Raw genomic sequence first — 12,404 nt, forward strand, 5'->3', positions numbered from 1 at the left:
GCCGAGTCTGGACAGGTCGAAGTCCGCCGACCAGGACGTGTGCTGCCTGGGTGCGGTGCACCCAGGCAGCACACCGCCCCTGCGGCCTAGCCTGAGGACATGACCGACAACCACCTGGGAGAGTTCCTGCGCGCATGCAGGGCGGCCCTGCGGCCGCAGGACGTCGGCATGGCGAGCTACGGCGTGCGCAGAGTCGCCGGACTGCGCCGTGAGGAGGTCGCCGTCCTGGCCGGGGTGAACGCGGATTACTACACCCGCCTGGAACAGGGGCGCGAACGCCACCCCTCGGCCCAGGTGCTCGACGCGCTCGGCCGAGCCCTGCGACTGGGCCCCGACGCCCACGCGCACCTGCACCAGCTGGCCGGGACAGCGCCGACCAACCAGTTCACCCACACAACGGACCGGGTCAGTCCCGCCCTTCGCCAGTTGATGGACGGCTACCCGGGCGCCCCGGCGTTCGTCATCAACCGGACCCTGGACGTCCTGGCAGCCAACGCCCTGGCCGAGGCCCTGCACTCACCCTTCGAGCAGGCGGACAATCTGGCCCGCATGACCTTCCTCGACCCGGCGGGCCGACAGTTCTACACCCGGTGGAGTCGCACGGCGCAGGCCACCGTGGGCCACCTGCGCCAGGCGGCCGGCCTCGACCCGGACAACCCGCGGCTGCGGGAACTCGTCCACGCCCTCACCGAGCACAGCGCGGACTTCACCCGCCTGTGGAACACCCACGCCGTGCGAGGCAAGACCCAGGACGCCAAGCACTTCCTCCACCCGAACGTCGGCCCCCTGACCCTCACCTACCAGGCCTTCGACGTACGCGACGCTCCGGGCCAGCAACTCGTCATCTACCAGGCCGAACCCGGCAGCCCCAGCGCCCAGGTCCTCAACCTGCTCGGCTCCCTCCACGCCACCTCGAACCAGACCGCCATGTAGCCGGAACGACGGCCTGGACCTGCTGGACAATCGCCTCAGCCGGTGCTTGTTTTCGGACACCAGCTTGAGTGAATCCCGCAGGCGGCTGTCGGATCCCGCCCGATCACGATCGGACGGGATCTCGTCAACCACCCGGTGACCGGAGCTCTGAACCAACGCGGCTGAGTCGGCCCCGGTCGACCGCCAGCACCGTTCACGAGGCCGGGGTCCCGGTTGGCCTGCCGCGCGGCATCCAGGTCGGACCGGACTTCCTCCAGCGCGCCGGTCAGTTCGACGTTTCGCTGCTCCAGCCTGGCGATCTTCCGCTGGAGTTCGTCGATGTCCGCTGGGGCTCCGAGTCCCGATTCGTGCCATGCCCGCGTTCCCAGCGCCTGCGACAGCCGCTTCTCCAGCTGCTGGACGCGCGCGGCCAAGGGGGTGTCGCGAGCCTGGGCGATGCGGGCGGGGAACGTGGAAGGCGTCTGGGGCGGTACGACGGAGGGCGAAGGCCATGCGATGCGCCGAGGCACGGCGTTGCAGACGTCGAGGGCGGAGCAGGGAGTGGTGGGGGCCCTCGCCGGCAGGCGAGGGCCCCCAGCGGGCTCACTTCCGCCGCGCGAGCCAGTCGGCGAAGCGGGTCTCGGCGAGGTGCGCGTGCGGGCCCGGCAGAAGCGTGTCGTCCCGCAACTCGGCACCCCAGTAGCGGGCCTGCGGGTCCGTGACGACCTCGCGGGAGTCGTTCTGCGCGGCCAGTCCCATACGGATGAACTCCTCGAGCCGGAAGACCTCGGGGCCGCCGGTCTCCACCACGCCGCCCACCGGGTCGCCGACCGCGGTACGGCCGACGGCCGCGGCGACGTCGTCGGAGACCATGGGCTGGATCTTCGCGTCGGGCAGGCGGACGGTGTCGCCCTCGGTCATCCCGTCGGCGAGTCCCTTCACGAACTCGAAGAACTGGGTGGCGTGCACGATCGACCAGGGGACGTTCGACGCCCTGATCAGGTCCTCCTGGACCTGCTTGGCCCGGAAGTACCCGCTCTCCAGCAGGCGTTCGGTGCCGACGACGGACAGGGCGACATGGTGCGCCACACCGGCCTCGGCCTCCGCCTTGAGGAGGTTGGTCGTGGACGTGCGGAAGAAGTCCATGACGTCCTCGTCCTTGAACGAGGGGGAGTTGGAGACGTCGACCACGACCGACGCGTCCCGCAGGACCTCGGCCAGTCCCGCACCGGTCAGCGTGTCGACGCCCGTGCCGGGCGCTGCCGCGACCGCCTCGTGCCCGTGTTCGCCGAGCCGTGCGACCACCTTCGAGCCGATGAGCCCGGTGCCACCGATCACTACAACCTTCATGTCGGATTCCCTTTCGGAGTCTTTCTGGTCCCTGCATGAGGACAGACAGGGCAGGGCGGTGACTTGTGACAGGTGACCCGCCCGCGCTCGACAGCACGGGTGGGTCCGGTGCTCAGCCGTCCAGGGATGCCACGTAGGGCGCGAGTTTGCGCGGGTTCATGACCCACAGGAGGCGCTCGATGCCGCGTTCCGAGGCGTCGAGGTACAGCAGGGCCACGGCCTCCCCGTCGGCCAGGACGAGGACGGCCGGCATGCCGTTGGCCTCCACCTGCCGGATGTCCTTGCCGGGCCAGAAGCGCGGGGCGAAGGCGGCCAGGTACCGGGAGACACGCGGACGTCCGAAGACCGGGATCCTCGACGCCCCGCGGACCCCGCCACCGTCGGAGTAGCTGGCCACGTCCTCGGCGAGCAGGCCTTCGAGGACGGCCAGATCGCCGGTCTGCGCCGCGTCCAGGAACACCCGCATCAGCCGCCGGTGCGCCGCGGGCTCCACCGGCCTGCGGCGGTCCGACGACAGGTGCTTGCGGGCGCGGCTCACCAGTTGACGCGTGTTGGCCTCGCTCAGCTCCAGCATCTCCGCGATCTGGGGGTACGCGTAGTCGAAGGCCTCTCGCAGCACATAGGCGGCGCGCTCCACGGGATTCAGCTTCTCCAGCAGGAAGAGCACCGCCATGTCGAGCGCCTCGGCCCGCTCCGCCCCCAACTGCGGGTCGGCACGCGTGTCGACCGGCTCCGGCAGCCAGGGGCCGGTGTACGACTCGCGTCGCACCCGGGCGGACTGGGCGAGATTGATCGACAGCCGGGCGGTGATGGTGGCGAGGAACGCCGCCGGTTCGCGTACGGCGCCGCGATCGGTGTTGTGCCACCGCAGCCACGCCTCCTGGACGATGTCCTCGGCCTCCGTGGCACTGCCGAGGACGCGGTAGGCGATGCCGAAGAGCTGGGGGCGGGCCGCCACAAACGCCCTCGTGGCCTCGCCGAGGGAAGCCCTGTCGTCCTCGGTGTTCATCCCTGCTCCCGGTTCCGCGTCCGCCATGCCAGAGCCGTACCCCGCCGGTTCCGCGGTCACCTCCGCCTGTCGGGTGGTGCTGGTGTCGGTCCTCACAGAACCAGGACCGGACAGGGGGCGATTCTGTGACAGCCCCGGTCTGTCGGCCGCTCGTGACGTGCGTCCCGCGCGCCGCGGGCGCACCTCCCGGCGGGCGGAAAACGCGTGGACCGGGCGGGGGCCTTCGCGGGACACTCCCATTTCTGGCCTGCACGTACTCGCGCGAGGGCGTCGCCGCGAGCTGTGCGAGGGCGCTCACGCGAACGACGTTCTCCGCCGAACCACGCGCAGGACCACCGCCGTACGACGACGGGATCGGGATGGGATCAGCTGACGCACGCGCGGGTTCGCCGCGCAGGGGCTCCGTGCTCCTCGCACTTCGTTACTACGGACGACAACTGGCCCGGTTACGGCGGCTGACGGCACCCGCCATGCTGCTGCCGGCCCTCGGAAACATCGGCCTCAACTACATCGCGCCGCTCATCGTGGCCAAGCTCGTCGCCCGCATCGCCGGCGACGACGGCGTCGGCCTCGGCGCGACACTGCCGTACGTCATCGGCTTCGCCGGCGTCATGCTGCTGGCGGAGGGCCTCTGGCGCATCGGCCTGCACTGTCTGAACCGTCTCGACGCCCTCGGCGTCGAGCACCTGTACGTCCTGGGCATGGACGAGCTGTTCGCCAAGGACGCCGCGTTCTTCCACGACAACTTCGCCGGATCGCTGACCAAGCGGGTGCTGAGCTTCGCCTCCCGCTTCGAGGACTTCATCGACACCCTCACCTTCAACGTCGTGGGCAGCCTCGTGCCGCTGATCTTCGGATCGGTTGTGCTGTGGCGCTACGAACCGCTGCTGGTCGTCGGCCTGCTGGCGATGATCGCGCTGACGGCCCTGCTGGTGGCCCCGCTCATCCGGCGCCGCCAGGCCCTCGTCGACCAGCGCGAGGAGGCGATCGCCCGGGTGTCGGGCCATGTCGCCGACAGCCTGATGAACATGGACACGGTCCGGGCGTTCGCCGCCGAGGAACGAGAGGCCGCCGAACACCGCTCGCGGGTCGCGCACTCACGTCGTCTGATGCTGCGGTCGTGGGACTACGGCAACCTCCGCATCGACACGCTGGTCGCGCCGATGTCCGTGCTGACCAACGTCCTCGGGCTGCTGCTCGCGGTCACTCTCACCGGCGGCGGGCACGGGGTGGAGGCGATCGTCGTCGCCTTCACCTACTACACCAACGCCACCAAGATCATGTTCGACTTCAACCAGATCTACCGTCGCCTGGAGAGCTCGATGACGGAGGCCGCGCAGTTCACCGAGCTGCTGCTGGTGCCGCCGACCGTGCTCGACCCGACGGCCCCGGAGCCGCTGCGCGAGGGCCCCGCCGATGTCCGCTTCGAGCGGGTGACCTTCGCCCACGGGGGAGGGGAGCCGCTCTTCGACGGACTCGACCTGACCGTCCCCAGTGGCACGAAGATCGGCCTCGTCGGCCGGTCCGGCGGGGGCAAGACCACGCTGACGCGGCTGCTGCTGCGGATGACGGACATCGACGGCGGCCGGATCCTCGTCGGCGGCCAGGACATCAGCCGGATGCGCCAGGCCGACCTGCGCGGCCTCATCGCGTACGTGCCGCAGGACCCGGCCATGTTCCACCGCACCCTGCGCGACAACATCGCCTTCGCCCGGCCGGACGCCACCGAAGCCGAGATCCGCCGGGCGGCGGAGGCGGCGCACGTCACGGAGTTCGCCGACGCGCTGCCGCACGGCTTCGACACCATGGTCGGCGAGCGGGGCATCAAGCTGTCCGGCGGACAGCGCCAACGCGTCGCCCTGGCCCGGGCGATCCTGCGCGACGCGCCGATCCTGCTGCTCGACGAGGCGACCAGCGCACTGGACTCCGAGAGCGAGATCCTCGTGCAGGAAGCGCTGTGGCGGCTGATGGAGGGGCGCACGGCCCTGGTGGTGGCGCACCGGCTGAGCACGGTCGCCGGCATGGACCGGCTCGTCGTCCTCGACCGCGGCCGGATCCTCGAACAGGGCACGCACCAGGAACTGCTCGCGGCCGGGGGCGCCTACGCGAAGCTGTGGTCGCACCAGTCGGGCGGCTTCCTCGACGACAACGCGCCCGCCGACTCCCCGCTGACGGACGGCCGGGTCACCGGCAGCGTCGCCGGCGCCGACCTGCACTGACACCCGCACCTCGTGGGCGGACCCCCCACGAGGTGCCGTGCACGGGTCGTGCCCTAGCCGCGGGAGGCGCGGCGGCGGCGTGCCACCACGACGGCGCCCGCGCCCACGGCGACGGCCGCGGCGGCCGCGCCGGCGACGGGCAGGACCGCGCCGGAACCGGTGCTCGCCAGATCGCCGCCGGAGCCGGACTGCGCGGAGGCGCCGCTCGTGGACGAGCCGCCCCCGGTGGCGGAACCGCCGCCCGTGGAGGTGGAACCGCCGGTGAACGAGGCGCCCGAACCGCCGCCGGACGTCGACGAGCCGGAACCGCCCGTGGAGCCGCCGCTGCCGGCGACGTCGAGCGTGATGTCGGCCTTGTCGTTCGCCTTGTGGTCGTCGAACGGCCGGGACGCCCCGGCGAGCGACACCGAGCCCTTGGCGCCGGGCACCGCCTTGTCGATGCGCAGCTTGAAGGTGTAGGTCTCGCCCCCGCCCTCGTTCTCCCAGGCCTGGCTGGTGCCGCACTCGTAGCTTCCGGTGGCCACCTTGTCGCAGAAGTCGTGGGCCTTGGTGACCGTCGTACCGGCCGGCACCCTGATCTTCACCTTGGTGACCGGGATGTCCCCGTCCCGCAGCACCCAGGCCGGACCGGCGTTGGTGAACCTCACCGTCAGACCGACCCTGTCGCCCACCCGCCCCTTGAGATCGGCGCCGGTGACCTGGAAGTCGGCGGTGTTCTCGGTCGTGACCTCGACGTCGACCGCGTCCCAGTCGGGGTGCTGGCTGTAACCGGGGTGCGCCGGCTCGTCGTCGGGCCGCTCGACCAGCTTGACGGCGGGGCCGGTGCCGCGGACGGGCTCGTAGGCGCCGTCGGTGGGAGCGGGGTCGTCGGTGGCGACGACCACCCGCAGCCGGTCGTACAGGGCGCGGTCGAGGGCCTTGAGCGTCAGCGACTTCTCCGGCGCGTAGACGACACCGGGCTTCACCGTCTGGTCGAACTCGCAGACGGCCTCGGACTTGCTGGGCGCCTCGTCGAACGAGGCCACCTCGTAACGCAGGCAGTTGGAGGGCAACTCGGTGTGGCTCAGGCCGCGGGTGACGGAGTACGACAGATAGACCTTGCCGATGGAGGCGCTGCCGCTGCTGGTGAACGAGGCCGGCACGTCGAAGCCGTCGCCCGGCTTCACACCGCTGATCGGGGCGATGGGGCTCAGAGTCAGTACCGCCCCGGAGTCGTCGTCGGCGGCGGCCGGCGTGACGCTCAAGGCTGTCAGGGCGACGGCGCCGAGGGCGCCGGCGGCCAGTCGGAGCGGGCGGAGGCCGGGGGAGCTCTGGAGCATGGGGGGTCCTCGGGGTGAAGCATCGGCGACAGGCGAACGAACGCTGTGGGAACGCGAGTTCCGCAACAACAGACCGCCTCCGCACGCGAATGGTTGCACCGGGAAACCGTATGGAATACTAGGTAGACCGACCTACCTAATCGCTTGACAGGAGGGCCCCATGGACGACACGGCCACCCCGGCAGCACGCCCCGGCAAGCGGCCCGGCAGCGCGCGCGACCGGCTGCTCGCCGCAGCCGCGCGCCGCTTCTACGCGGACGGCGTCTCGGCGACCGGGATCGACACCATCACCGCCGAGGCCGGCGTGGCCAAGATGAGCCTGTACAACAACTTCTCCTCCAAGGCCGACCTGGTGCTGGCCTACCTCGACGAGCGGCACGAGGAGTGGCTCGGCCTGTACCGGCAACGGCTGGCGGCGGTCCGGGACCCGCGCGGCGGCGTCCTTGCCGTCTTCGACGCGTATGCCGATCACGCCGCCTTCGCCTACGAACGCGGCTTCCGCGGGTGCGGGCTGCTGAACGCGGCCGCCGAACTGCCCGCCGGCCACGAGGGGCGGGACCTGGTGCGCCGGCACAAGGAGGAGGTCGAGGCCCTGCTCGCCGGACACCTCGGAGAACTGCTGCCCGACCGCCCCGAGGAGGCGCGCGCCCTGGCGGAGCAGCTGTCCTTCCTGCTGGAGGGCGCCATGGCGCGCGCCGGCCTGGAGGGTGCCGCCACCCGGGTGGCGCGTGCGCGGGCCATGACGGCCGACCTGCTGGACGGGCTGTGACGCGGCCGGCCGTGCGCGGGCCCGCTTCGGCGGGCACGGGCGCGGTGTGCGTGCTCATGGCGTCGGTCCTGTGGGGGACCACCGGTACGGCGGCGACCTTCGCCCCGGGCGTGGGGCCGCTCGCCATCGGGGCCGCGGCCATGGGACTGGGCGGTCTGCTCCGGGCCCTTCTGGCCGCCCCGCGCATCGCCGGGGAAGCGGCGCGCCTGCGCGCGCACCGCGGTGTGGTCGTGACCGGCGCGCTGTCGGTGGGCGCCTATCCGCTGGCCTTCTACAGCTCCATGCACCTGGCCGGCGTCGCCGCCGGAACGGTCGTCTCCATCGGCTCGGCGCCGCTCGTCTCGGCGGTCATCGAACGGGTAGGGGACGGCCGCCGCCTCACCCGCCGCTGGACGGCCGGAGCCGGCCTGGGCCTGTCCGGCACCGTGCTGCTCTGCCTGGCCGAAGCGGCCCGGCCGGAATCCGGTACGGCGGGCCACTCCGCGTGGGCGACCGTACTCGGCGTGGCACTCGGCCTGGTCGCCGGCTTCACCTACGCCCTGTACTCCTGGGCCGCCCACCGCCTGATCAGCCGCGGCATCCCGTCGGGCGCCGCCATGGGCACGGTCTTCGGCCTGGGCGGTCTGCTGCTCCTGCCCGTGCTGCTGGTCACCGGCGCCCCGCTGCTGGCCTCTTGGTCCAACGCGGCCGTCGGTGCCTACATGGCCCTGATCCCGATGTTCCTCGGGTACCTGCTGTTCGGCTGGGGCCTGGCGCACGTCCCGGCGAGCACCGCCACCACGCTCTCGTTGCTGGAACCCGCCGTCGCGGCCGTGCTCGCCGTACTGGTCGTCGGCGAGCGCCTGCCCCTGCTCGGCTGGGTCGGCATCGCCCTGGTCGTCGGCTGCCTCGCCGTCCTCACCACACCCTCCCGCCGCCCCGCACCAAGGCTTCGAGTCACCGCCACCCCCACGACGGACCGGAACAGGCATACCCGACCTGACCCCGGGGCACCGCCGCGGCCCGAACCGGACCCCTTGGGTAAGAGCTCGGCATGAGCAAGGTATGACGGCGGGCGATCGCCTGGCGTGATGCGTTCGGGCAGGTCACCGGCGGCGTAAAGTGCCTCGGCGAGTCCGGTCGTCGCCAGGCCGGCCTGCCGTGGAGAGAGGGGCGTCATGGGGAGTCCGCCGGAACTGACCCCGGGACGCCTGTTCACCTCGTGGCAGTGGGACGTGCCCGCGCTGCTGCTCGTCGCCCTCCTCGCCGGGCTCTACGGCTGGGGCGTCCTGCGGTTGCGGCGCCGGGGCGAGCTCTGGCCCGTGGCGCGCGGCGCCGCCTTCGGGCTGCTCGGCCTGGGCGCCCTCGTCGTGGCCACCATGTCGGCCCTCGCCGTCTACGACCACGTGCTGTTCTGGCCGGCTGCGGTGCAGAACATCCTCCTCGACCTGATCGCACCGCTCGGCCTGGCGCTGGGCGACCCGCTGCGGCTCGCCCTGCGCGCCCTGCCCGAGCCCGCCGCCGGACGCCTGCGGCGGGCCATGACCGGACGTCCGCTACGGCTGCTCACCTTCCCGCTGGTCAGCACGGTCCTGGTACTGGCCACCGAGCTGACCGTGTACTTCACGCCGTACTTCGAGACCGCGCTGCGCGTGGGCTGGCTGCACCAGGTGATGTATCTGCACCTGCTGCTCGCCGGCTGCCTGTTCGTCGTACCGGTGCTCACCCGCGAGGAGGCGCTGCCGCGCTGGTGCACCCACCCCGTGCGGGGGGCGCTGGTCTTCCTCGACGGCATCGTCGACGCCGTACCGGGCATCGTGGTCATGACCCACGGCACCCTGATCGCCGGCGCCTGGTACCTGCACCACGCCCCGGCCTGGTCGCCGGACGTCCGGCACGATCAGCAGGTCGGCGGCGGCGCGATGATCGGCATCGCCGAGCTGGTGGCGCTGCCCTTCCTGCTCGCGATCCTGGTCCAGTGGGCCCGCGCCGAACGCGCGGAGACGGTCGCGCTGGACCGCCGCTTGGCGACGGAACTGGTCCCGGCCGGCCCGGTGGAAGGGGCGGCGCAGGGGCCGGATCTGGTGCGCCCGTGGTGGGAGACGGAGAACAGCGCCGTCGCCCAGCGCATCCGGCAGCAGCGACCGGGCTCCTGACCGACTCAGCGCGGCTCGCCGCGATAGGTGCCGAAGTACCAGCGGTTGCCCTCGGGATCACGGGCGGCGAAGTCGCGGGAGCCGTAGTCCGTGACGTGCAGGTCGGTGATGATGTCGGCGCCGGCGGCCTTGGCGCGGGCGTGCACGGCGTCCGGGTCGGCGGTGACGACGTAGGCACTGAAGTGACCGGGCGGGGTCGGGCCCTCGCCCTCGCCCCGGCCCTCGCGCACGGAGCCCAGCATCACGCCGCCGCCCTCGGGCCAGCTGACCTGTGCGTGCTCCACCAGTTCGCCGTCGCCGTACACCACCGTCTCCTCGAAGCCGAACGCGTCGACGAGGAACCGGATCAGGGCGCGGGCGTCACGGGCGCGCAGGGTGGGCCAGACCTGCGGGGCGGGGGATCGCTCGGCGGGGCCGGGAGTGCTGGTCATGGGATACGCCTCTTTCGTGGGGAGGGTGGGTGGACTCCCTCAGCGTCACGCGGGCGGATGGTGCCCGGCTTGGATGTTTCGGAACTCCTGCGCCAGCCACGCGCTGGGGGTGCAGGAGGCCAGCGCGGCGAACTCCCGGTCCAGGTGGGACTGGTCCGCGTAACCGCAGTCGGCGGCCAGACCCGCCAGATCGGGTGGGCCCGGCCGGGCGGCCAGACGGCGCCGGGCCAGGTCGAAGCGGACGACCCGGGCGGCGGCCTTCGGCGTGAGGCCGATCTCGGTGCGGAAGAGCGTGCGCAGATGGCGGTCGCTGAAGCCGGTCCCGGCGGCGAGCTCGTCGACGCGCAGCCGGCCGCCGGCGCCGAGCAGCCGCCGCCAGGCCTCCGCGACCGCGGCGCCGGCCCGGACGTCCCGGCCGCGGGCGAGCCGGCCGAGCAGCCAGCCGTCGACGACCCGGAAACGGGCCGGCCAGTCGGGGGCCTCGCGCAGCCGGTCGTGGACCTCGCGCACGTCCGCGCCCAGCACGTCGTCCGCGTGCGCGTCGATCCCGGCCAGCGCCCCGGCGGGCAGCCCCAGCAGGACGCGGGCGCCGAGCGGGCTGATCGCCACCTGGATGCCGGACTGCCGGCCGGGGACGTCGATCAGCGCGGGCGTGACGTGCAGACCGCCCAGCAGGGTGGGGTAGTCGCCGGCGGACGCGGCCGGGTCGGGGTGGGCGGCCATGCTGAGCGGTTCGTCGAGGGTGAGGATCAGCGTCAGCCACGGGGACGGCAGACCGCGGTGCCGGGTGGCGGGAAGGCCGCGCTGGCGATAGCCGGAGTACCAGCCGACCAGCCCGCGCAACGGCGGCGCGGGACCCACCCGCACCGCCTCGTCCACGACCTCGACGACCATACGGCCATCCTCCCGCGCCCGCCCGCCGCCGGCAGCACGAATGTCATTCCTGCCGTCGCGGGCGCGGCGCGAACTCGTCGCCCACCTGGGGACCTCGGACATGGGTCGGAGGCACATCTCCCTCCCCCGAAGGTGATGTGCCTCCGACCTTCCCCCGGCGCCGGACTGTGGGTCCAGCCGACCGCGTGGGCGGTCCGTGCCGTCACCAGCACATGACCGCTGTCTCCCCCGAACCCCACGCGGAGTACTGACGCACTCGGACGAAGTAGCGGCGGCCCCTGACGAGCCGCGCCCGGACGGTCGCGTTGTGCGGCGCGCCGCCGTCGTCGTGGCCGGCGAGGTAGCGGGGTTCCCCGTCCCGCTCCTCGAAGACCACCACCACGCTGTCACTCGCCCCGAAGGTGCCCACCGTGTACTCGCGGGTCTGCGGCGGCTCGATCGTGAAGTCGGCCTGTTCCCCCGGGCCGAGACCGAGCGGCACGGACCGGAAGGGCACGAGCGCCGGCGGCCGCCCCCGCTCGGCCGGCGGATACCAGCGCAGGACGAACTCCTTGTCGGCCACGGAGAGCGTGCCCGGCGGGTTGAGCCCCCCGCGGAACTGCTCGGGCTCCAGGATCAGCCCGCCCGGGAACGGATACTCCATGATCGAATGCGGGTCCCAGACGGTGCCGTTGACCTCGTCCGGGTCGAGCTTGCGCAGGATGTTGTGGAACGTCGTGTCCCGGCCCCAGAAGTTCGGCGGACCGGCCAGGTCGGCATAGACGGCCTCGTCGTCCCAGGTGATCCCCGCGTACGGGCTCTGGTGTTCGTGCAGCATGCCCAGCGCGTGCCCGATCTGGTGCAGGGCCGTCCCGCGCTCCCCGGGCGCGGTCAGGTCCCAGCCGAAGTTCATCGTGCGTTCGTTCTGCCCGGCCCGCAGCGCGTCCCGGCCCACCGCCGACCAGGACCCGTCGCCCGGCTGGAAACCGATCCGCAGCTCTGCCTCATAGCGGTCGCCGACCTCGACGAAGGACACACCGATGCCCAGGTCCCGCCACTCCCGGAAGCAGTCGCGCACCACGTCCCGCTGCTCCTGGCCGCCGCCCCACGACACCCGCCGCATCGAGCCGGTTCCGGGCACGGCGATGACCGAGGCGTCGGTGTCGCCGTCGAAGAACCAGTAGTGCAGCACCGTGCCGTTCACCCAGATCCGGTTGCCCGCGACCAGCGCACCGCGCCGCTCGGCGGTCAGCCCCGGCGCCGGAGCGGGGGCCGACTGCTGCGCGAGGCTGCAGTAGCGTCCGGTCATGCGCACAGCCTGCCGTGAGCGGGGTCACAGGCGCCTGAGTCGGGGGCTACTCAAGTCGCCCTGTATCAGGCGTGAGTA

Annotated in this window: 11 protein-coding genes; 5 read left to right on the forward strand and 6 right to left on the reverse strand. The window is 72.4% G+C overall.

All coding sequences use genetic code 11. The features are described 5' to 3' along the window. Window positions 1-99: 99 nt before the first annotated feature. A complete protein-coding gene (locus FBY22_RS11680) occupies window positions 100-933 on the forward strand; it encodes a helix-turn-helix transcriptional regulator (RefSeq protein WP_142144779.1) in 834 nt (277 codons plus the stop codon). 582 nt (window positions 934-1,515) lie between these two features. Here the strand turns inward: FBY22_RS11680 and FBY22_RS11685 are convergent. Together FBY22_RS11685 and FBY22_RS11690 are read right to left on the reverse strand one after the other, a co-directional pair. Next, window positions 1,516-2,262, reverse strand: a complete 747-nt coding sequence (locus FBY22_RS11685) for an SDR family oxidoreductase (RefSeq protein WP_142144781.1) — start codon at window positions 2,260-2,262, stop codon at window positions 1,516-1,518. Between the two features lie 112 nt (window positions 2,263-2,374). After that, the gene (locus FBY22_RS11690) at window positions 2,375-3,271 is read right to left on the reverse strand and encodes an RNA polymerase sigma-70 factor (RefSeq protein ID WP_174267124.1); all 897 of its coding nucleotides are present in this window, start codon (window positions 3,269-3,271) and stop codon (window positions 2,375-2,377) included. Window positions 3,272-3,630: 359 nt separating this feature from the next. On the opposite strand from FBY22_RS11690, the gene FBY22_RS11695 reads away from it, so the two are divergent. Beyond that, a complete protein-coding gene (locus FBY22_RS11695; RefSeq protein WP_142144784.1) occupies window positions 3,631-5,490 on the forward strand; it encodes an ABC transporter ATP-binding protein in 1,860 nt (619 codons plus the stop codon). Window positions 5,491-5,543: 53 nt separating this feature from the next. Here the strand turns inward: FBY22_RS11695 and FBY22_RS11700 are convergent, their stop codons facing one another. Beyond that, complete coding sequence (locus FBY22_RS11700; protein WP_142144786.1) at window positions 5,544-6,809, reverse strand: hypothetical protein; 1,266 nt, start codon at window positions 6,807-6,809, stop codon at window positions 5,544-5,546. A gap of 160 nt (window positions 6,810-6,969) precedes the next feature. Between FBY22_RS11700 and FBY22_RS11705 the strand changes: the two genes are divergently transcribed. The 3 genes from FBY22_RS11705 to FBY22_RS11715 all read left to right on the forward strand — a co-directional run bounded on the left by FBY22_RS11705 (window position 6,970) and on the right by FBY22_RS11715 (window position 9,713). Further along, the gene (locus FBY22_RS11705; RefSeq protein ID WP_142144788.1) at window positions 6,970-7,578 is read left to right on the forward strand and encodes a TetR/AcrR family transcriptional regulator; all 609 of its coding nucleotides are present in this window, start codon (window positions 6,970-6,972) and stop codon (window positions 7,576-7,578) included. A gap of 50 nt (window positions 7,579-7,628) precedes the next feature. After that, on the forward strand, window positions 7,629-8,615 hold the full coding sequence (locus FBY22_RS11710) for a DMT family transporter (RefSeq protein ID WP_142147546.1): 987 nt from the start codon (window positions 7,629-7,631) through the stop codon (window positions 8,613-8,615). Window positions 8,616-8,735: 120 nt separating this feature from the next. After that, complete coding sequence (locus FBY22_RS11715) at window positions 8,736-9,713, forward strand: cytochrome c oxidase assembly protein (RefSeq protein WP_142144790.1); 978 nt, start codon at window positions 8,736-8,738, stop codon at window positions 9,711-9,713. A gap of 5 nt (window positions 9,714-9,718) precedes the next feature. Here the strand turns inward: FBY22_RS11715 and FBY22_RS11720 are convergent, their stop codons facing one another. The 3 genes from FBY22_RS11720 to FBY22_RS11730 form a co-directional block, all read right to left on the reverse strand. Then, window positions 9,719-10,144, reverse strand: coding sequence for a VOC family protein (locus FBY22_RS11720; protein WP_142144792.1), 426 nt, complete (start codon window positions 10,142-10,144; stop codon window positions 9,719-9,721). 45 nt (window positions 10,145-10,189) lie between these two features. Beyond that, a complete protein-coding gene (locus FBY22_RS11725; RefSeq protein ID WP_142144793.1) occupies window positions 10,190-11,038 on the reverse strand; it encodes an AraC family transcriptional regulator in 849 nt (282 codons plus the stop codon). Between the two features lie 202 nt (window positions 11,039-11,240). Then, on the reverse strand, window positions 11,241-12,326 hold the full coding sequence (locus FBY22_RS11730) for a M12 family metallopeptidase (RefSeq protein ID WP_142144795.1): 1,086 nt from the start codon (window positions 12,324-12,326) through the stop codon (window positions 11,241-11,243). Window positions 12,327-12,404: the final 78 nt, after the last annotated feature.

This window comes from Streptomyces sp. SLBN-31 (genome assembly GCF_006715395.1).
Classification (GTDB): domain Bacteria; phylum Actinomycetota; class Actinomycetes; order Streptomycetales; family Streptomycetaceae; genus Streptomyces.